The sequence below is a fragment of the Streptomyces azureus genome (assembly GCF_001270025.1).
Taxonomy (GTDB): Bacteria; Actinomycetota; Actinomycetes; order Streptomycetales; family Streptomycetaceae; genus Streptomyces; species Streptomyces azureus.
The window spans coordinates 1-18,911 of record NZ_DF968202.1 but is presented as its reverse complement, the minus strand read 5'-3'; the positions used below and the strand labels follow the sequence as shown (position 1 = coordinate 18,911).

Sequence of the window (18,911 nt, the reverse complement as noted above, 5' to 3'; positions counted from 1 at the left end):
ACGAGGCAAGAGCAAGGAGGAAAACGGAAGTTGGGTTTCGCGGAGAAGCGCGGAAACTACTGGCGCGGCCGATACAAGACCGCGCCCGGCAGGCACCTCACGGTCGCCGACGAGAACGGCAAGGCGATCCGGTTCGCCACCAAGGGCGAGGCCCAGCGCGCCGCGAGCGAGGCCGAGAACAAGTACCGGCGCGGTGACTGGCGCGACCCGTCGCTTGGCCAGGAGACCTTCGGCGAGTACGCGAACCGCTGGTACGCGGCCCAGGATCTGGCCGCCTCGACCATGCAGAACTACAAGTGCCACATCGAGGAGCACCTGCTCCCCGACTTCGAGGACAAAGCGCTCGCCGGCGTCCTGTGCACGGATGTCGACCTGTGGGAGAAGAAGGAGAAGGCCGTGTACGCGGCCTCCAGCGTCAAGACCTGGCGCTCGACGCTCCACCTGATCTTCGAGGACGCGATCGACGAGGGGTTGATTACGTCCAACCCGGCGGCCAGGAGGCGCGGACGTGGCAAGCGCGCCGGCCGCTCCCGTGACCGCGGCCCGGAGAGGTCATCACTGACCCGCTCGGCATCCTGCTGACTGCCGAACGGGCCGCCCTGCTCTCCGGCCGCGACGACGAGTTCGTCGCCGTCGTCCTCAAGGGGTACACCGGCATGCGCTGGGGCGAAATCGTCGGCTTGGAGCGGGACTTCGCCCGCCCAGGCTCCATCCGAGTCGAGTGGCAGCTGTACGAACTCGACACCGGCGAGCTGGTGCGCTGTCCGCCCAAGGACGACAGCTACCGCAAGATCGATGCGATGGATTGGTTGTCGGCCCTGGTCGCCAACCACGTCGCCCGAACGAAGCCGAAACCCTGCCCGTGTCACGGCAAGACCTACGTCTTCCGGGGACAGGGCGCGGCCCGCACCGGCGGCCACCAGGGCGCGAAGCTCGTCGACGTCGCACGCCGCGCCGAAGTCTCCACGGGCACGGTGTCCAACGTCCTCAACCACCCCGACCGCGTCACCGAGGCCAAGCGGGTGAGGGTGGAGCAGGCCATCGTGGACCTGGGGTTCGTGCGGGGCGGCGTGGTGTCGCAGCACGCAGCCCACTGGCGCCGAAACGGCTTTGCGACATGGCTGTTCACTCCGGCGGTCTCCGGCTGGTACCCGAAAAAGGCACCTCAGGAGGCCCGCCCCGTACCGCTGCTCGGCGAACCGTGGCCCGGCGTCCCAGCCCGAGGACGCGGCGCAAGTGACCGAGCCGACGCCTGCTGGCTCCCGATCGCCAAGGGCCTCACACCCCACGGCCTTCGCCACACCCACCGGACCGTGATGGAGGACCTCGGCGCCGAGAAGGTCCTCATGGACGAACGCATGAGCCACATCGACGGCTCAGTCTCGGCCCGCTACGCCCACGTCACCCCCGGCATGCGCAAGCGCCTCATGGTCGGGCTGACCGAGCAGTGGGAGACCGCGCTCGACGCCAGGCTGGCGCTGTCCCCCCATTCACCGGTGCGGGTGCTCGACGAAATTCTGCAAGCGCGGGGAGCCGCAAGCCGGAAGTAGCCGCAAAGGCGTCGCGTCCTGGGGCAGGGCGCGGCGCCTACCGAGGGCGCTTCTTTGGAGGGACTGGCCCGGGGATGACGTCGAGGTTCATGTGTTCCTTGAACAGATGCACCAGGTTGGCGCCGTCGAGGAGTTCGAGGCGACCATGCTCGTTGGCGAATGCCTCGCTGGCTCGACCGAACCACGAGGTTGTCACCAGGATGCCTTTGGCTGCTCGCTTGTGTTCTACGACGCCGGCGAGCGCAGAGACGGTCTCGAACGGCACCACGTTCTTGGTGCGCTTGGCCTGGATGATGCACAGACCTTTCATGACCGGATCGGTGTTCATCGCGACCGCGTCCACGCCCTCGTCCTTCGACGGCTGGGTATTCACGCTGTCCAAGCCGATAGCCTCGAACAATTGCCTGATGAGGTGCTCGAACTCCGTGGGTTTCAGATCCATCAGTACAGGTCGGCTGTCCAGCCCCGCCACGACGTCCAGGCTGTCCATGAGGCGGAACTTGGACAGGTCGAACGTGACCAGCGGGCGTACTGGCTCCAGCTCGTACGGATTCGGCGAGATCAGCGAGCGCAGCCGTTTCAGGCAAGCCCGTGGGTCGACCTGTGTCAGGACCAGTTGGCTGAACTCAGCTCGGTCTGCCTGGAGCGTGATCAAGCACGGATGGACGTCCCGCCCGGTGGCGCGGTCGATGGTGGCTACATGCCCGTTCAAGGCGATGGATTGGACTACGCCTTCAGTGTCGGAGTTGAAAAGCTCATGGACGGTACGCAAAGCGGTTTGTGCCAGAACTGACGCGTAAAGTTCCTTGCGTTCCTTCTCCGGGCGGGGGATGGGCGTGATCTCGTCACGCGTCTTCACATGCCGGTATGCCCGTGCCGCAGGAACCACGTCCTCCAGAGGCAGGTCGATTTCGACCAGTAGGTCACCCGTGTCCGCCTGAAACGAAACCTGATTGGCCTTCGGGAAGCCGTGCGGATACACGGAGGCGGCCAAGACCTGGTTGACGAACCACTCGACAGTCTCGACGTCTCGGTCCCGGTAAGCGTTACGACGCTCCTCGAGCGCGGTGTTCCACTGCTCGACCCGAGCAGCTTCTTCCTCATTGCGTTCCTTGTGCTGGGCGCGGGCCTCCTCCAGCTTCTCCGCACGCTTCTTCTCGTCGCGTGCGTGATCCCGCAGTGCTCTGTCGAACCGCTTGCGGGCGGATTCGACCTCCGCGTCGTGTCCGCGGCGCCCGAACCCAAGAGCACCGAGAAGCCCTCGTGGTGGCTCCGGTTCGTACTCCTCCCAACGAGGCAACGGTGCAGCTTTGATGCGGCCTTTGGGCGGGATGAACGGTGAGGGAACGAACTCCTGCCTCAGCCGATCGAACGTCAGCGGCTGTCCGTCCAGTACAGATGAGCGCAGCAGCTTTGCAAGTTGCTCGGCATCGTGCTCAGCCACGCTGGTGCGGTCGACCGCCTCTTGGGCGCGAGCCGCTTCATACGCCAGCTTCTCCTCGCGAGCCTTCCGCTTAGCAGCGGCCTCGGCGGCCTTGCGGGCCTTCTCCCGTTCCCTGGCCTGCCGCGCGAGTTCCCGTGCGTATGGATCGTTCCCGCCCGCCACCGCTTGCCCCCAGCTCAGTACATGATCGTTAATTCGAGACAGCAGTATCCCGTACCGGGCTGATGGCATCAGCATGTACTGGTCTGGGATGCGCCCTGGTGTGAACTGCCCTTGCCAGCCTGCGGCCGAACCTGACTATCGCGTTTCTGGCAGGAATGCTGCAGATCGTGACCGCAACGAGCCTGACCACTCTCGTACTTGGCCCCAATCCGCAGCCGCCGCCGCAGAAGCGGCGTGCCGCGATTGAGGCTGAGGAAGCTCCCGCCATGGGAGAGGCAGCACGGCGTTCGACAGTGCTGCGGGTGGTATCTCGGCCGCCTACGACCACGAGATCGTCTGTTCCTCCGAGTACTGCTGGCCTGCCTCTGTCCAGCGGTGAATGATCGTTCCCTGCCGAGCCGTGCCCATGTCCAGGGCAAGGGGAAAGTTGACGAAGGATCTGGGCGGAATGCGTCCAGCAGTCAGTTCACCGACCGCTTCAGGGTTGTGTCCCTCGCCCACGGGTTTCATCTCCAAGGCGACATCTTCAGCGGCGACGTCTCCCAGGTTCTCCACGCGGAGTCGTTCCCTCGCACGCCGCATCTTGATGCGGCCCCGGCTGTCTTGCCTGGGCTCGGTCTCCCATTGGAAGCTGGAGCGGAGGACAGCGCCGGGGCGTGAGCGATCTGCTTCGTCGCTGCTCAGGTCGCCGGCCTTATAGGCGTCGTGTTCCAAGCACGTTCTTACCTTCGCCTTTAGGCCGTCCGCAGACATGTAGCTGCCGGTCAGGCCATGCTCTTGGAGTTCCATGCGAAACGCGTTCAGCGCGGCAAGCTGGTCCGGATCATGGTCGCGCGGGATGGGCGCATCGGAGAAGAACACGTGCACGGCTGCGCCGCGATCACGGGCTCGGAGGATCTCTTCGGCCGTACCGGAGACGGCGCGCTTCGTCGCCTGCCCGAGGCGACTGTTGAACACCGCGATGACGATGTCCGCCTCGTCAGCGAATTGCTCATTGATCACCTGCTGTGCGTCTCCCTGGCCTACCAGGGGCACCGCACCCAGCTCCCAGCGCAGAGGGAGCAGGTGAACCTTGCGTCGCATGGTGTGATCGCTGTTCCAGCTGCGGACGGCGTCCTCCACCACATCGCGATCAGCGGCAGTGTCGCCTGGCGACGCGATCAGGACGCTCAAGGTGACGGTCTGGATGGGCATAGCAGGAGACTAATCGCGTGCACTGACAGTCCCTGGTGAGCGAAGGATCCACCTGCTCGGGAGCCGGTCCTCGAAGTCGGCTCCCAAACGGCTCCCAAAACTGGGCCGCAAAGCAAATCAGGCCCGGTTCTGATCTCTCAGCACCGGGCCTGACCTGGTGGTTCAGCTGTCGGGGTGGAGGGATTTGAACCCACGACCTCTTCGTCCCGAACGCGATCGGGCCCTCCGTGACCTTGCTACGACGTCACTGACCTGCACGTGTATTCCTCGGGACTGTCCGTCGTCGTCCAGGACGATCCGTGGACGAGTGCGTCGTTTGGCCCCCTCTTTGGCCCCCCAGTGTGGGGCGGTGGTGAGCATGTGACTGACCGTCTGTTTGTGGCCAGAGCTTGTCAGTTTGCAGAAACAGTGTCACGGTGAAGACGTGTCAGGAGTTTGTACAAACAGTCGCGAGGTGACGATGGCAGCGGGCGGTACGGGCGCCGAGGCGCGTGAGGAGAACGCGCTCCTTGAAGCTCCCGCTCTGGCAGTAGATGGTTCGGTCCCCTATTGGCCGAGTCAGTGTCTGGCGGTGCCGAGGCTGGGTGGCGTGTACGTCATCCATGACATGCGAGGCTCCCTGTACATCGGCCGAAGCGACTGCTTGTACGACCGCTTTCACGCTCACTACGAGTACAGCCACAACCAACGGCTTCGCCGTGCACTCCGACGCCCAGCCGGGTGCATTCACTTCTCATGGGTGCTCGCTCACGGCGAGCACCAGAAGGCTCTTGAACAGCGCCTCATTCGCGACCTGCACCCTCTGTGCAACCACATCCGATACACCACCACCAAGGAGGGGTCATCATGACGACCACTGTTCCGGCGATCAAGAGCAAGATGGGTTCCATCGAGTACTACAACGCCAAGCTGCGCGCCGCAGACCTTGCCGCTATCGCCCGCGCGGCGAGCAAGGGTGACGACTGGGCCAACCTGAGCATCGAAGAGCGGCTTCAGCGGGCGCTCAATGACAAGCGAGTCCGCGAGGAGATCGTGCCTTACCTCGCGAACGCGGAGGACCGCTTCTTCGGCTCCATCATCGTCCTGATTTACGAGCCTAAGGTCTTCGCCTATGAGTCGTTCGGTAAGTGGCTCAACGGCGAGACCCCAGCGGCGTACAACGAGGTCATCCAGCAACTGGGCGTCCTGACCATCGATGGAGGCGACCTTATCGTCCTGGATGGGCAGCACCGATGGTCAGCGTTGCGTGCCCTCATCAACCGCGTGAACGACAAGGGACAGGAGATTACCGGTCCGTTCGTCGGTGCGGTGAGGGAGGACGAGCTGGCCGTGATCTTCATCCCGTTCTATGGATCGGAGACCACTCGGCGCATCTTCAACAAAATCAACCGGTCGGCCAAGCCCACTGGGCGCAGCGACAACATCATCACCAGCGAGGATGACGGGTACGCCATCCTTACCCGCAAGCTCGTCGCGGCCGGGGAACCCCTCAGTGTTGCAGACTCCAAGGGCGAGCTCATCGTCAATTGGAGGAGCAACACCCTGTCGGACCGGAGTTCCCAAATCACCACAGTCAGCGCCGTATACGAGACCGTCAAGGCGATCTGCAAGGAGAACGGCTTCCACTTCGAGGAAAAAGAGCGCGTCGTCCGCCCGAGCGACCATGAATTGGACGCTGCTTACGACCATGTGGCGCAGTGGTGGACCAGCCTCCTTGAGCACCTCAGCGTCTTCAAGGAAGCCGTCGATGCACCGGACCTCATCTCCACGCTTCGCAAGAACGAAACTGACAACCTGCTGCTGAAGCCCGCAGCGCAAATTGCGGTAATGCGCGGGCTCCTCATTGCCACTCGACGCTACGGTCTTAAGAACGTCCAGGCGATCAAGCGGCTCAACAAGATCAACTGGGACATGCACAGCCCGCTGTGGCGCGACGTGCTCGTCTCTGCAGGAGATCGAATCGTCGCCCGAAACGAGAACTACAACCGTACGGCGGAACTCATCGCCTACCTGCTCGCGGGGAGTAGCGCGAACTACACCGATGAAGACAAGGACCGCCTCCGCGAGAGCCTTGCAGAGTTCAAGAACGATTCGGCCTACGAGCTGCCCAAGCCCGTGGCCTAGTGAGTTCAGGCCGCTCCGAAGAAGGGGGCCGCTCCATGAGCGGGCCCCCTTGGTGCGTTTCGGGAGTCCAACGCCCAAGAAACTCCAGTCAGGCGCTCGTGACCTCCTAGCGGGGCATGAAGCCCGGCTTCTGCTCGGCAAGCGAGTGAAGCCGCGCAAGGTAGTCCTGAGCCGCTGGTTCGGAGCTGTACCGGCGTCGCATCTCGGCAGCGAGTTCCCGGCTCGTCATGATGAGCGACGGCACCGACTGGCGGTCCCCTTCGAGAGCCCGCTCACCCATGATGAGTGCCTGCTCCAAGTCGCCCTCACGCGCTGCCGTGACTCCCAGCGTGACCCGCGCTTCCGCGTTGCGCATCGGTGAGCGCTCGGTGCCGTCGAAGTCTGTTCCTGCCCTCAGCACCTCGTCGGCGAGTGTGCGCGCCAGCTTGTCTTCGCCGACCAGGCGGTAGCAGTCCATCGCGTAGAAGTCGAACTTGGCAGGGTCCACCACGAAGTGGTTGTCCAGGTTCTCGGGGTACGGCATCCCTTCGAGCAACCGCCGCCCCTTGTCCAAGGCCACCTCGACTTGCCGGCGGTCCCCGATCCGGGCCCACGCCTTGGCTTCCTGGGCTGCGAGCTGCACGGCCACGCCGTGGTGCTGCGCCGTCTCAGCTCCGGCCCGCGCCGCTGCGATGACACCGCGGTAGTCGCCGGTCGTGAGAGCGAACCATGCCCGCCTCTCGTGCGCCCACCCGGCGACCTCCGCATGGTCAGCCTCGGTCGCGAGCGAGAGCGCCGCCTGCCGTGTCGACTCAGCCGCGTGCCGTGCGCCCGTGTCGTACTCGACACAAGCCAGGCGACCACAGAGGCGGTCTACCGCAAGCAGCTCCGGCCGGTCATCACTGAGGGCGCCGAAGCGATGGACGACATCTTCGCCGAAGATCAGGAAGGGGAGGACGCGGAGGAGGAAGGAGAGGACGACGCGGTGGCCTGACCGGATTCGTTTGGCCCCCTGTTTGGCCCCCCGGGCATGAAAGAGGCCCATTCGCGATCAAGCGAATGGGCCTCTGACCAGCGTCGGGGTGGCGGGATTTGAACCCACGACCTCTTCGTCCCGAACGAAGCGCGCTGCCAAGCTGCGCTACACCCCGATGTCGCTGCTGTCGCGGCGACGACGTTTACTTTAGCCCACTGGTGGCTAGAGACGAAATCCGGTTTTCCACGGGTGGCGGAGGGGGTTCGGGCGGGCGTGGTCGAGGGCCACGAGGAGGGTCGCGAGGGCGTAGAAGGAGAGGCCGAGGAGGAGGGCGTTGCCTAGGGCCTTCTTGTAGCCGTCCTGGTCGACGTCCAGGAAAGGGTAGAGGTAGCGGTCGGGGGTGCCCGGGAGGAGCAGTTCGCCTCGGGTGAGGGAGAAGACCAGGTAGGCCAGGGGGTAGAGGAGCCAGGCGCTGGCCTGGCGCAGGTGCAGGCGGCCCGGGGGCGTGAGCAGGAGCCAGTCCAGTGCGGCCGCGATCGGGGTCAGCGTGTGGAGGGTGTGGTGGGCGACGGCCTGCCAGCCCGTCGGGGCGGCCGCGGCCTCGCCCGTGAGGGAGAAGGGGCTCGCCTCGTTCGCCAGGAGCAGGTGGTGCACCAGGGCCGCGATGACGACGTAGAGCAGGGTCGCGCCCAGCACGGCTCCTGGTAGCGGGCGGCTGGCCGTCCACGCGCGGCGGGCCGAGAAGGCCATGACCAGGGCGAGCAGGATGTTGCTCTGGATCGCGAAGTAACCCAGGGTTCGGGAAGTGTCGCCCAGGAGTACTTCGAGCGTCACGCCGGCTGCTGCCGCCAGGGCGACCAGCAGCCGGAAGGCCGCAGCCGCCGGGCGGCGGACCGGGGTGACGACGGCCGTGGCGGGGACGGGCGAGGGCTTCAGCGCGGGCTTGCCCGGAATCGCGGGGAGATCCGGTATGTCCCTGGGTATCGGGGCGGGCATGCCCCCACGCTGACAGAAGCGGACATAGGGGGCGATTTAGGCGGGCTATGTGGGTTAACGGGCCTCACCACCGTCTCTCATCGTCTCCCTCCGCCCTCTCGGCCCTCTCCGCCCTCTCGGGCTCCTCGAGCCCTACCGTGGGCAGTGACTCCCGCTACTCCCGCCCCACCAACGTCAGCAACGTCGCCTCCGGCGGGCACGCGAACCGTACCGGTGTGTAGCGGTTCGTGCCGCAGCCCGCCGAGACGTGCAGGTACGACGTACGGCCCTCCGCCGTGTGCGTGGACAGGCCCTTCACGCGGTCCGTGTCCAGATCGCAGTTGGTGACCAGGGCGCCGTAGAAGGGGATGCACAGCTGGCCGCCGTGGGTGTGGCCGGCCAGGATCAAGGGGTAGGCGTCGGCCGTGAAGGCGTCCAGGGTGCGCAGGTACGGCGCGTGGACCACGCCCATGGAGAAGTCGGCCGAGTCCGACGGGCCGCCGGCCACCTGCTCGTAGCGGTCCCGCTTGATGTGCGGGTCGTCCAGGCCCGTCAGCTCCAGCGAGACACCCTCGATCTTGAGCGTGCCGCGCGTGTTCGTCAGGTTCAGCCAGCCCGCCGCGTCGAAGGCGTCCCGCATGTCCTCCCACGGGTTGTGCACCACGCCGACGGCCGGCGGGTTGCCGTTCAGGCCGTGGCGGCCCTGCACCTTTTCGAGCAGGTAGCGGGCGGGGTTGCGGAGCACGGGGCCGTAGTAGTCGTTGGAGCCGAAGACGTATGCGCCCGGGAACTCCATCAGGGGGCCGAGCGAGTCGAGGACCTCCGGGACACCCTCCGGGTCGGAGAGGTTGTCGCCCGTGTTGATCACGAAGTCGGGGCGCAGACCCGCCAGGGACCGCAGCCAGCGTTGCTTCTTGCGCTGACCGCTGACCATGTGGATGTCGGAGACCTGGAGCACACGCAGGGGGCGCATTCCCGGGGGCAGGACCGGGACCGTGACCCGGCGGAGGCGGAAGGAGCGGGCCTCGAAGCCCGCCGCGTACAACAGACCGGCGGCACCAGCCGCCGTGATTCCCAGGGGGACTCCGTATCGCGCGTGCATACGACCATCGTGTCAGACCGCGCCGGTCGCCTGCGTCCGGCGGCGCGCGAAATGCCCCGGCGGTGCCTGCCCTTGCCTCACCGCCCCCCTAAATCAAGGGGCGCCTTTCACGCCGCACCTGCGACAATCAACCCCATGACCACGCTCAAGTCGAAGCTTCAGGATGACCTCAACGCCGCGATCAAGGAGCGCGACGAGCTCCGCTCCTCGACGCTCCGGCTGACGCTCGCCGCGATCACCAAGGAGGAGGTCGCGGGCAAGGAGAAGCGCGAGCTCTCCGACGACGAGGTGCAGAAGGTGATCACCCGCGAGGCGAAGAAGCGTCGCGAGGCCGCCGAGGCTTTCGCCCAGGGCGGTCGTGTCGAGAGCGCCGAGCGGGAGAAGGCGGAGGGCGAGGTGCTCGCCGCCTACCTGCCCAAGCAGCTCTCCGACGACGAGCTGAACGCGATCGTCGCGCAGGCCGTCGAGGAGGCGAAGGCTGCGGGTGCCGAGGGGCCCCGGGCCATGGGTGCCGTCATGAAGATCGTGAACCCGAAGGTGGCCGGGCAGGCGGAGGGCGGCCGGGTCGCCGCCGCGGTGAAGAAGCTGCTGGCCGGCTGAACCGCGGCGAACGCCGTCGACCTGCCTGCACATGGTTGCAGGGAGGTCGGCCGTACCGGGTAAGGGGCATCACGGGCCGGATGCGCCGTCGGGGTATGCCGCTTTCCTCTCGAGTCTCCTCGGGAGGGTCGAGAGGAAAGCGGTTCGCAGGCTTCAGCGACGCACGTTCACCCGCAGTTGGACGCCCTTGACACTCCTGCCGGCCCACAGGCCCCCGATGTCCTCGCCACCGCCGAGGTCGATGCGGTGCCCGTTGGTCTGCGTCACGGTGACTGGTCCCGCGTAATGGCTGTAGGCACCGGAGTCGAGCTGCGCCCGCTCCGTGCGGTGTCCTGCCGGCTCAGTCGCGCCGTCCGCCGTTCCCGTTCCCGTTCCCGCCCCCGTTGTCCTGGCCCCGGAAGAAGCCCTCGGGAATGGAGAAGGAGGGTGTCGGGAGGGGATCGCCTCCGCCTCCGTTGTTGCCGCCGACCAGGCCGCCGATGAAGCCGTTGCCGTCGTTCCCGTCGCCGCGGCCCTCGTCGTCGCCGTTCCCGTCGCCGCGGTCCCGGTCGATGCCGTCGGGGATGTGGACGGTGTTGAACTGCTCGACGGGCTTGCCCTCCAGCGCGCCGTTCATCATGTCGCCCCAGATCGGGCCGGGGACCTCACCGCCGAAGACCTTGTCGTGCGGCCGGCCGCCGATGGTGATGTTGATCATCTTCCGCTTGTGTGCCGGGTCGCCGACCCACACGGCACCGGCCAAGTTCGGCGTGTAGCCCACGAACCAGGCCGCGTAACGCTCGTCGGTCGTACCGGTCTTGCCGGCGCTGGGGCGGCTGCCGAGGCCGGCCTTCTTGCCCGTACCGTCCTCGACGACGCCCTTCAGCAGCTCGTTGATGGTGTCGGCGGTCTTCTCCGACATCGCACGCGAGCACGTCGACTTCGGGACCTGGAGCGACTTCTTCTGGTCTCCGACGCGCTGGGTGACCGACTCGATGGCGACCGGCGTGCAGTGCATCCCGCGCGAGGCGAAGGTCGCGTACGCATTCGCCATGGTCAGCGGCGACATCTCCTGGGTGCCGAGGGCGATGGAGGGCACCTGGGGCATCTTGTCACCGTCGGCCCGCTCGACGCCCATCTTCTTCGCCATCGTCGTGACCGGGCAGATGCCGATGTCGCTGATCATCTGCACGTAGTAGGTGTTGACCGACTTGGCGGTCGCTTCCTTCATGTCGTACGGGCCGACCTCGGACTCGTTCTCGTTCTCGAGCTTGGCCGGGTCGTCGCGGTCGTTCACCCACCTCTTGCCGTCGCACGCCGAGACCGGGCTTGGGTACGCCATCTGGTAGGGCGAGGAGTACACCTTGTTCGCCGGCATGCCGTCCTCGAGGGCCGCGGCGGCCACGATCGGCTTGAACGTCGAACCGGGCTGGTAGCCCATGCCGCCGCCCATGTCGCCGTTGACGGACAGGTTGAGGGTCGTCTCGCCCTTCTTGATGTCGACGCCGTACGGACGTGACTGGCCCATCGCGACGATCTTCCCGGTGCCGGGTTCGACGATGGTGGCCGCGGTCGCCACGTCGTCGCTCGTGTAGACGTGGTCCTTGATCGACTGCTGCACCGACTCCTGGGCCTGCGGGTCGAGGGTGGTGCGGATCGTCAGGCCGCCCTGGTTCCAGACCGTCGCCCGCTTCTCCTTGGTCTTGCCGAAGACCGGGTCGTTCAGGAAGACCTCGCGCACGTAGTCGCAGAAGAAGCCCGCGCCCTTGGTCGCCGTGATGCAGCCGTTCTTGGGCTTGCTGACCTTCAGGCCCAGCGGCGCCTTCATCGCCTCGGTGGCCTGCGCCCGCGAGATGTCGCCGACGTCGGCCATGCGCTGGAGCACGATGTTGCGGCGCTTGGTGGCCTCCGCCTCGTCGTTGACCGGGTCGTACCGGCTGGGCGACTGGACGATGCCGGCGAGGAGGGCGGCCTCCTGGACGTTCAGGTCCTTGGCGGACTTGGAGAAGTAGCGCTGGGCCGCGGCCTCGATGCCGTAGGCCTGCTGGCCGAAGAACGTGATGTTCAGGTAGTTCTCGAGGATCTTCTTCTTCCCGAGCTCCTCCTCGACCTGGATCGCGTACTTCAGTTCGCGGATCTTGCGGCCGATGGTCTGCTGGGTGGCCTGCGCGACCTTCGTCGGGTCGTCGCCGGCCTCCTCGACGAAGACGTTCTTCACATACTGCTGCGTCAGGGTGGAGGCGCCCTGGGCGACCTCACCGCTGCGCGCGTTCTTGTTGAGGGCGCGCAGGACGCCCTTCAGGTCGACCGCGCCGTGCTGGTAGAAGCGCGAGTCCTCGATCGCGACGATCGCCTTCTGCATGTACGGCGAGACGTCCTTGAGGGGGACCACCGTGCGGTCGCGCGAGTAGACCGTGGCGATCTTGCCGCCGCCGGCGTCGAGGATCGTGGTGCGCTGGCTCAGGGGCGGGGTCTTCATGTTGGCCGGGAGCTCGTCGAAGCTCTCGACCGATCCCTTCGCCGCCAGCCCCAGCGCGCCCACCGCGGGCAGCGCGATACCGGCCAGCACGGCTCCCGCGAGAACACTGACTCCGAGGAACTTGGCGGCCTGTTGCGTGGGTGACAGACCACCGCCCGAGCGCTTCTTTGGCATGAGGGCAGCCTACGTTCTCATTCGCCGGACAGGCGTATAGGCCTTGGCCTAAGCTGCTCTCAACTGTCACAGCAGTGAGGCCACGTATCAATACGTCCGGCGACCCCGAATCGTTCCGGGTGTTCCCCGACTTTTTTGATGGGGTCGTGTCCGAATCCGCCTTGTGTGTCATACGGCGTCCGTTGTGACGCAACTGAACTGTCCTGGTTTGCCGGGAAGGTTACATATGTCGCCAGCTCACTCCCCCGGGTGATCTGCCGCTTACCCATAGTCCGTTCGGACCATTCAAGATTGGGCCCGCTGGGGGTGTTGCGCTGTGCCCACCTTCCGTAACGTCCTCAACTGGCGGCGGTGAATATGCCGCTGCCGCCGTGGGGGAGCCTCGATTCGGGAGAGGACGGCGCCGGTATGGGCTGGGTAACCGACTGGAGTGCGCAGGCGGCCTGCCGCACTACCGATCCGGATGAACTGTTCGTTCAAGGAGCAGCGCAGAACAGGGCCAAGGCGGTGTGCACCGGATGCCCGGTGCGCACGGAGTGCCTGGCCGACGCGCTGGACAACCGCGTCGAGTTCGGCGTGTGGGGAGGCATGACGGAGCGGGAACGCCGCGCACTGCTGCGCAGGCGGCCCACAGTGACCTCCTGGCGTCGGCTGCTGGAGACCGCGCGCTCGGAGTACGAGCGTGGGTGCGGTGTCGTACCGCTCGATGACGACGAGATCTACGAGAACTACGCGGCGGTGAGCTGAGGGGTTCCCTTCGGGGGCTTCTCGGGCCCAGGTCGGGGCTCAGGCCCCGCACGGAGACAGGTTCGTGGGCAGCGCAGGGTCGCCCTCAGGCACTCGCGTTGTGCTCAGGCGCACTTGCGTTGTGCCCAGACGCATCCGCCTGGACGCTCACGCATCCGCCTGGACGCTCACGCATCCGCCTGGACGCTCACGCACTCGCCTCGGGCCGGGTGCCCGCCTCGGGCAGCTCGGTCTCGGGCAGTTCGCGCTCGTTCGCCGCGAGCCGGTCGCCGATGTCGCGCAGTCCCGTGAGGTCGTGCACGTCGCCGGGCAGCGCGCCCACTTCTGTCACGGCCACCTCCGGGTGGAGCGCGGTGAAGCGGTCACGCGTGCGCTGCTCACGGGAGAGCAACTGCATACGTTCGGCGTGCAGCCTCAGCAGGCCTGCCGTGAGCTGGTCGACGGAGCGCTCGGTGTTCTCGGCGTCCTCGGCGGGGGAGCCACCGTCAGAAGCCGGAGCAGCAGCCGGAGCTGGCGTTTCGGATGTGGGAGAGCCTGAACTGTCGTACGTGTCGGGGGAGTTACGAAGTACTGCTTTCCCGCCCTCCTGATCCACAATGCGGGGCTCTTCAAGATTTTCCGCAGCGGCGAGCGCCCGCTCGGCCGACAGCCGGTCGGCGCCGCTGCCGTGGACCCGGTTGAGCACCAGCCCGGCGAGCGGCATGTCCTCCGCGGCCAGCCGCTCCACGAAGTACGCGGCCTCGCGCAGCGCGTCCCGCTCCGGGGCCGCGACCACGAGGAACGCCGTTCCGGGCGCCTGGAGCAGCTTGTACGTCGCGTCGGCGCGGGTGCGGAACCCGCCGAAGGTCGTGTCCATCGCGGACACGAACGTCTGGACGTCCTTGAGGAGCTGGCCGCCGAGCAGCTTGCCGAGAGTGCCGGTCATCATCGACATCCCGACGTTCAGGAACTTCATCCCGGCCCGGCCGCCCAGCTTCGCCGGCGCCGTCAGCAGTCGGATCAGCCGCCCGTCCAGGAACGACCCGAGCCGCTTGGGCGCGTCCAGGAAGTCCAGCGCCGAGCGGGACGGCGGCGTGTCGACGATGATCAGGTCCCACTCGTCCCTGGCCCGCAGCTGCCCGAGCTTCTCCATCGCCATGTACTCCTGCGTGCCCGCGAAGCCCGCCGAGAGCGACTGGTAGAAGGGATTGCCCAGGATCGCGGCGGCCCGCTCGGGGTCCGCGTGCGCTTCGACGATCTCGTCGAAGGTGCGCTTCATGTCGAGCATCATCGCGTGGAGCTCGCCGCCCGCGGAGTCGTCGATGCCCTTCACCCGGCGCGGGGTGTTGTCGAGGGAGTCGATGCCCATGGACTGGGCGAGCCGGCGGGCCGGGTCGATGGTGAGGACGACCACCTTGCGGCCCCGCTCGGCCGCGCGCAGCCCCAGGGCCGCCGCGGTCGTGGTCTTCCCGACCCCGCCCGAGCCGCAGCACACCACGATGCGGGTCTTCGGGTCCTCCAGCAGCGGGTCGATGTCGAGCACGCGAGCGGGGGGCAGGTGGTGGCGGGCCGGGTCGTGGGTGTGGGCCGGGTCCGGACGACTCATGACATCCCCTGCTTCCGACTCAAGACGGGCCTTGCCTGTGAGCTGTTCCGGGGGCCGCGGCCTGCCCGGCTCATGACACGCCCTGCTCGCGCAGCTCGCGGGCCAGCTCGTACAGCCCCGCCAGGTCCATGCCCTCGGCGAACAGCGGCAGTTCGTGCAGCGGCAGGCCCAGCTCGGTGAGCACCGCACGCTGCTCGTGCTCCAGCGTGTACCGCTCGGCGTACTCCTCGGCCTGGGTGAGCAGCGGATCCACCAGCCGCTCCGCGCGCCCGCCGCGCCTCGCCCCGCCGAGCCCGGCGGACGACAGCGACCGCGCAACCGTGGAACGCGGGGCCGTCCGTACGAGTTCCAGGTCGGCCGCGTCCAACACCTCCGGCCGCACCATGTTCACGATGATCCGCCCCACCGGCAGCCGGGCCGACCGCAGCTCGGCGATGCCGTCCACGGTCTCCTGGACGGGCATCTCCTCCAGCAGCGTCACCAGGTGCACGGCCGTCTCCGGCGACTTCAGCACCCGCATCACGGCCTGGGCCTGATTGTGTATCGGGCCGATCTTGGCGAGACCGGCCACCTCGTCGTTGACGTTCAGGAAGCGCGTGATGCGCCCGGTGGGCGGTGCGTCCATGACGACGTAGTCGTAGGCGAACCGCCCGCTGCGGTCCTTGCGCCGCACCGCCTCGCACGCCTTGCCGGTGAGGAGTACGTCCCTCAGGCCGGGCGCGATGGTGGTGGCGAAGTCGATCGCCCCGAGCTTCTTCAGGGCCCGTCCGGCGCTCCCCAGTTTGTAGAACATCTGGAGGTAGTCCAGAAGGGCCAGTTCGGGGTCGATGGCCAGCGCGTACACCTCCCCGCCCCCGGGAGCGACGGCGATCTTCCGCTCCTCATAAGGCAGCGCTTCCGTTTCGAAGAGCTGCGCGATGCCCTGACGGCCCTCGACCTCGACGAGAAGCGTCCGCTTCCCCTCCGTGGCCAGGGCCAGCGCTAGGGCCGCGGCCACCGTGGTCTTGCCGGTACCGCCCTTGCCGCTGACGACCTGGAGCCTGCTCACGTATTCGAGCCTAACCAGTCTGTGCCCGAGCTACGCGGGAGACTGTGGATAACCATCGCCGAGGAGGGCGGACGCCCGGGGCGTGGTCGGCCGTGTGACCCCTCTTCGGCAGCGGCTAGAGTCGGCCGCATGACCAAGTGGGAATACGCAACCGTGCCGCTGCTCGTCCACGCCACGAAGCAGATTCTGGACACCTGGGGCGAGGACGGCTGGGAGCTCGTCCAGGTCGTGCCCGGGCCGAACAACCCCGAGCAGCTCGTGGCCTACCTGAAGCGGGAGAAGCAGTAATGAGCGCCGTCGAGGCGAAGCTGGCCGAGCTCGGCCTGACCCTGCCCGACGTCGTCCCGCCGCTCGCCGCCTACCAGCCCGCCGTGCAGTCCGGGCCGTATGTCTACACCGCCGGGCAGCTCCCGATGGTGGACGGCAAGCTTCCGGTCACCGGCAAGGTCGGTGCGGAGGTCACCCCGGAGGAGGCCAAGGAGCTGGCACGCACGTGTGCGCTGAACGCCCTGGCCGCCGTCAAGTCCGTCGCCGGTGACCTGGACCGCATCGCGCGCGTGGTGAAGGTCGTGGGCTTCGTGGCCTCGGCCTCGGACTTCACGGGCCAGCCCGCGGTGCTGAACGGCGCGAGCGAGCTGCTCGGCCAGGTCCTCGGCGACAAGGGCGTGCACGCGCGCAGCGCGGTGGGCGTGGCGGTGCTGCCGCTGGACGCACCCGTGGAGGTCGAGATCCAGGTGGAGCTCGCATAACACCCTTTCGGTGGTCCTAGTGCCCCGGCAGGCAACGTTCGCCCCGTCGCGACGCCCGGTACGCCCTCTCGCCGCACCGGCCGAAAGCCCGAGTACATCCAGTACGAGGGCTTCCGGCCGGCACTCCCCCAAGCTCTTCGAGCAGGCGGTACCCCCAGAGCACGCACCGGACGCCGCTCCTTGACGGGCAAACGTTGCCTGCCGGGGCACTAGCTGCGGAATCCGTCCCCGGGGCCACTCGAACATCCGCCTGTCACGGGATAGCCTCGCGCCCATGGCGAACGGTCAGTGGTACCCCCCGGAGTGGCCGGACCGCATCCGCGCACTCGCGGCCGGCACCCTCACTCCGGTCACCCCGAAGCGCGCGGCCACCGTCATGCTCCTGAAGGACACCGGCACCGGCCCCGCCGTCCACATGCTGCGCAGACGCGCCTCCATGGCCTTCGCCGGAGGCGCGTACGCGTATCCGGGCGGCGGCGTCGACCCCCGGGACGACGACCACCAGGTCCGCTGGGCGGGCCCCACACGCGCGTGGTGGGCGGACCGGCTCGGCGTCGACGAGACGGCGGCCCAGGCGATCGTCTGCGCGGCCGTACGGGAGACGTACGAGGAGGCCGGTGTGCTGCTCGCCGGCCCGACGCCCGACTCGGTCGTCGGCGACACCACCGGCGCCGACTGGGAGGCCGACCGTGCCGCCCTGGTCGCCCGGGACCTGTCCTTCGCGGAGTTCCTGGACCGCCGCGGCCTGGTCCTGCGCTCCGACCTGCTCGGCGCCTGGACCCGCTGGATCACCCCGGAGTTCGAGGCCCGCCGTTACGACACCTGGTTCTTCGTGGCCGCCCTCCCCGAGGGGCAGCGCACCCGCAACGCCTCCTCGGAGGCCGACCGTACGGTGTGGATCGCCGCGGGCGAGGCGGCGGCCGGGTACGACAAGGGCGAGCTGCTGATGATGCCGCCGACCATCGCGACCCTGCGCCAGCTGACAGCGTACGAGAGCGCCGCCCAGGCACTCGCGGCCGCCCCGGGGCGGGACCTCACGCCCGTCCTGGCCACCGCCCGCCTGGTGGACGGCGAGATCGTGCTCTCCTGGCCGGGCCACGACGAGTTCACCAAGCACATCCCGACCGCCCCGACCGGTGGAGCCACCGCATGACGGACGCAGCAGCCCTTCCCGGCCGGCCTCGCGGCGGGGACCTCTCGGGTCCCGCCACCGCGCGGGCCGTCAACGTCCTGGCCCCGAACCCGTCGGTGATGACCCTGGACGGCACGAACACCTGGATCCTCTCCGAGCCCGACTCGGACCTGGCGGTGGTGGTCGACCCGGGCCCGCTCGACGAGGGACACCTGCGCCATGTCGTCGCCACGGCCGAGCGGGCCGGCAAGCGCGTCGCCCTGACCCTGCTGACCCACGGTCACCCCGACCACGCGGCGGGCGCCGCCCGGTTCGCCGAACTGACCGGCACGCGCGTGCGTGCGCTCGATCCGGCACTGCGGTTGGGCGACGAGGGCCTGGCCGCCGGGGACGTGATCACCACCGGCGGCCTCGAACTGAGGATCGTCCCGACCCCCGGCCACACCGCCGACTCCCTCTGCTTCCATCTCCCCGCCGACCGGGCGGTCCTGACCGGCGACACGATCCTGGGCCGCGGTACGACGGTCGTGGCCCACCCCGACGGCCGTCTCGGCGACTACCTGGACTCCCTGCGGCGCCTCAGGTCCCTCACGGTCGACGACGGCGTCCACACGGTGCTCCCGGGCCACGGCCCGGTCCTGGAGGACGCCCAGGGCGCCGTCGAGTACTACCTCGCCCACCGCGCCCATCGCCTCGCCCAGGTGGAAACGGCCGTCGAGGACGGCTACCGAACCCCTGGGCAAGTCGTCGCCCACGTCTACGCCGACGTCGACCGCTCCCTGTGGCCGGCGGCGGAACTGTCGGTGCGGGCGCAGTTGGACTACCTGGAGGAGCACGGGCTCATCTAGGGGCTGTCTTTAGTTGTGATCAATGGGCTTCGTAAGAGGCCGCTGATCCAGATCGTCGCTGCGC

16 protein-coding genes, 1 tRNA gene and 1 pseudogene are annotated in these 18,911 nt (G+C 67.7%); 9 read left to right on the top strand and 9 right to left on the bottom strand.

Features of this window, described 5'->3' with window-relative positions:
• The first annotated feature begins 30 nt into the window (after window positions 1-30).
• A pseudogene (locus AOQ53_RS03725) lies at window positions 31-1,550 on the top strand (LacI family DNA-binding transcriptional regulator).
• 37 nt (window positions 1,551-1,587) lie between these two features.
• Here the strand turns inward: AOQ53_RS03725 and AOQ53_RS03720 are convergent.
• Both AOQ53_RS03720 and AOQ53_RS03715 read right to left on the bottom strand, forming a co-directional pair.
• Window positions 1,588-3,156 (bottom strand): restriction endonuclease, encoded by a 1,569-nt coding sequence (locus AOQ53_RS03720; RefSeq protein WP_236711548.1) that lies wholly within the window; start codon window positions 3,154-3,156, stop codon window positions 1,588-1,590.
• A 318-nt stretch (window positions 3,157-3,474) separates the two neighbouring features.
• Window positions 3,475-4,350 carry a hypothetical protein gene (locus AOQ53_RS03715; protein ID WP_059414938.1) on the bottom strand — a complete coding sequence of 292 codons (876 nt, stop codon included), beginning with the start codon at window positions 4,348-4,350 and terminating at the stop codon, window positions 3,475-3,477.
• A 460-nt stretch (window positions 4,351-4,810) separates the two neighbouring features.
• Here AOQ53_RS03715 and AOQ53_RS47960 point away from each other — a divergent pair, with 460 nt between their 5' ends.
• The gene (locus AOQ53_RS47960; RefSeq protein WP_107083997.1) at window positions 4,811-5,200 is read left to right on the top strand and encodes a GIY-YIG nuclease family protein; all 390 of its coding nucleotides are present in this window, start codon (window positions 4,811-4,813) and stop codon (window positions 5,198-5,200) included.
• Window positions 5,197-6,474, top strand: coding sequence for a DNA sulfur modification protein DndB (locus AOQ53_RS03710; protein ID WP_059414937.1), 1,278 nt, complete (start codon window positions 5,197-5,199; stop codon window positions 6,472-6,474). The genes AOQ53_RS47960 and AOQ53_RS03710 overlap by 4 nt, the downstream gene beginning before the upstream one ends.
• Window positions 6,475-6,580: 106 nt before the next feature.
• Here the strand turns inward: AOQ53_RS03710 and AOQ53_RS47955 are convergent, their stop codons facing one another.
• From AOQ53_RS47955 to AOQ53_RS03690, 4 genes are all read right to left on the bottom strand, one after another.
• Complete coding sequence (locus tag AOQ53_RS47955) at window positions 6,581-7,498, bottom strand: hypothetical protein (protein ID WP_408055131.1); 918 nt, start codon at window positions 7,496-7,498, stop codon at window positions 6,581-6,583.
• Between the two features lie 32 nt (window positions 7,499-7,530).
• A tRNA-Pro gene (locus AOQ53_RS03700) sits at window positions 7,531-7,604 on the bottom strand.
• Window positions 7,605-7,651: 47 nt separating this feature from the next.
• Window positions 7,652-8,425, bottom strand: coding sequence for a Pr6Pr family membrane protein (locus tag AOQ53_RS03695; protein WP_059414936.1), 774 nt, complete (start codon window positions 8,423-8,425; stop codon window positions 7,652-7,654).
• Between the two features lie 154 nt (window positions 8,426-8,579).
• Entirely contained in the window at window positions 8,580-9,506 is a 927-nt protein-coding gene (locus AOQ53_RS03690) for a metallophosphoesterase (protein WP_059414935.1), read from the bottom strand.
• Window positions 9,507-9,641: 135 nt separating this feature from the next.
• Between AOQ53_RS03690 and AOQ53_RS03685 the strand changes: the two genes are divergently transcribed.
• Complete coding sequence (locus tag AOQ53_RS03685; protein ID WP_059414934.1) at window positions 9,642-10,106, top strand: GatB/YqeY domain-containing protein; 465 nt, start codon at window positions 9,642-9,644, stop codon at window positions 10,104-10,106.
• 340 nt (window positions 10,107-10,446) lie between these two features.
• Here AOQ53_RS03685 and AOQ53_RS03680 read toward each other — a convergent pair whose 3' ends face one another.
• Window positions 10,447-12,738: a transglycosylase domain-containing protein gene (locus AOQ53_RS03680; protein WP_059414933.1), complete on the bottom strand. Its 2,292-nt coding sequence runs from the start codon at window positions 12,736-12,738 to the stop codon at window positions 10,447-10,449.
• A gap of 408 nt (window positions 12,739-13,146) precedes the next feature.
• Between AOQ53_RS03680 and wblA the strand changes: the two genes are divergently transcribed.
• Window positions 13,147-13,485: a transcriptional regulator WblA gene (gene wblA / locus AOQ53_RS03675; protein WP_059414931.1), complete on the top strand. Its 339-nt coding sequence runs from the start codon at window positions 13,147-13,149 to the stop codon at window positions 13,483-13,485.
• A gap of 187 nt (window positions 13,486-13,672) precedes the next feature.
• On the opposite strand, the gene AOQ53_RS03670 is transcribed toward wblA, so the two are convergent.
• Both AOQ53_RS03670 and AOQ53_RS03665 read right to left on the bottom strand, forming a co-directional pair.
• Window positions 13,673-15,070 carry an ArsA family ATPase gene (locus AOQ53_RS03670; RefSeq protein WP_059414930.1) on the bottom strand — a complete coding sequence of 466 codons (1,398 nt, stop codon included), beginning with the start codon at window positions 15,068-15,070 and terminating at the stop codon, window positions 13,673-13,675.
• Window positions 15,071-15,140: 70 nt separating this feature from the next.
• Window positions 15,141-16,118 carry an ArsA family ATPase gene (locus tag AOQ53_RS03665; RefSeq protein ID WP_059414929.1) on the bottom strand — a complete coding sequence of 326 codons (978 nt, stop codon included), beginning with the start codon at window positions 16,116-16,118 and terminating at the stop codon, window positions 15,141-15,143.
• A 129-nt stretch (window positions 16,119-16,247) separates the two neighbouring features.
• On the opposite strand from AOQ53_RS03665, the gene AOQ53_RS42635 reads away from it, so the two are divergent.
• From AOQ53_RS42635 to AOQ53_RS03650, 4 genes are all read left to right on the top strand, one after another.
• Complete coding sequence (locus AOQ53_RS42635; protein WP_003991873.1) at window positions 16,248-16,406, top strand: DUF4177 domain-containing protein; 159 nt, start codon at window positions 16,248-16,250, stop codon at window positions 16,404-16,406.
• Complete coding sequence (locus AOQ53_RS03660) at window positions 16,406-16,867, top strand: RidA family protein (RefSeq protein WP_059414928.1); 462 nt, start codon at window positions 16,406-16,408, stop codon at window positions 16,865-16,867. Before AOQ53_RS42635 ends, AOQ53_RS03660 begins: the two co-directional genes overlap by 1 nt.
• A gap of 274 nt (window positions 16,868-17,141) precedes the next feature.
• Window positions 17,142-18,020 (top strand): NUDIX hydrolase, encoded by an 879-nt coding sequence (locus AOQ53_RS03655; protein ID WP_059414927.1) that lies wholly within the window; start codon window positions 17,142-17,144, stop codon window positions 18,018-18,020.
• On the top strand, window positions 18,017-18,847 hold the full coding sequence (locus AOQ53_RS03650; protein ID WP_059414925.1) for an MBL fold metallo-hydrolase: 831 nt from the start codon (window positions 18,017-18,019) through the stop codon (window positions 18,845-18,847). Before AOQ53_RS03655 ends, AOQ53_RS03650 begins: the two co-directional genes overlap by 4 nt.
• Window positions 18,848-18,911: the final 64 nt, after the last annotated feature.

Excerpts from the sequence above, each read along its gene's own strand:
- AOQ53_RS03715 (WP_059414938.1), bottom strand. The coding sequence starts at position 4,350 with ATGCCCATCCAGACCGTCACCTTGAGCGTCCTGATCGCGTCGCCAGGC.
- AOQ53_RS47960 (WP_107083997.1), top strand. The coding sequence starts at position 4,811 with ATGGCAGCGGGCGGTACGGGCGCCGAGGCGCGTGAGGAGAACGCGCTC.
- AOQ53_RS03710 (WP_059414937.1), top strand. The coding sequence starts at position 5,197 with ATGACGACCACTGTTCCGGCGATCAAGAGCAAGATGGGTTCCATCGAG.
- AOQ53_RS47955 (WP_408055131.1), bottom strand. The coding sequence starts at position 7,498 with ATGGGCCTCTTTCATGCCCGGGGGGCCAAACAGGGGGCCAAACGAATC.
- AOQ53_RS03695 (WP_059414936.1), bottom strand. The coding sequence starts at position 8,425 with ATGCCCGCCCCGATACCCAGGGACATACCGGATCTCCCCGCGATTCCG.
- AOQ53_RS03690 (WP_059414935.1), bottom strand. The coding sequence starts at position 9,506 with ATGCACGCGCGATACGGAGTCCCCCTGGGAATCACGGCGGCTGGTGCC.
- AOQ53_RS03685 (WP_059414934.1), top strand. The coding sequence starts at position 9,642 with ATGACCACGCTCAAGTCGAAGCTTCAGGATGACCTCAACGCCGCGATC.
- AOQ53_RS03680 (WP_059414933.1), bottom strand. The coding sequence starts at position 12,738 with ATGCCAAAGAAGCGCTCGGGCGGTGGTCTGTCACCCACGCAACAGGCC.
- wblA (WP_059414931.1), top strand. The coding sequence starts at position 13,147 with ATGGGCTGGGTAACCGACTGGAGTGCGCAGGCGGCCTGCCGCACTACC.
- AOQ53_RS03670 (WP_059414930.1), bottom strand. The coding sequence starts at position 15,070 with ATGAGTCGTCCGGACCCGGCCCACACCCACGACCCGGCCCGCCACCAC.
- AOQ53_RS42635 (WP_003991873.1), top strand. The coding sequence starts at position 16,248 with ATGACCAAGTGGGAATACGCAACCGTGCCGCTGCTCGTCCACGCCACG.
- AOQ53_RS03660 (WP_059414928.1), top strand. The coding sequence starts at position 16,406 with ATGAGCGCCGTCGAGGCGAAGCTGGCCGAGCTCGGCCTGACCCTGCCC.
- AOQ53_RS03655 (WP_059414927.1), top strand. The coding sequence starts at position 17,142 with ATGGCGAACGGTCAGTGGTACCCCCCGGAGTGGCCGGACCGCATCCGC.
- AOQ53_RS03650 (WP_059414925.1), top strand. The coding sequence starts at position 18,017 with ATGACGGACGCAGCAGCCCTTCCCGGCCGGCCTCGCGGCGGGGACCTC.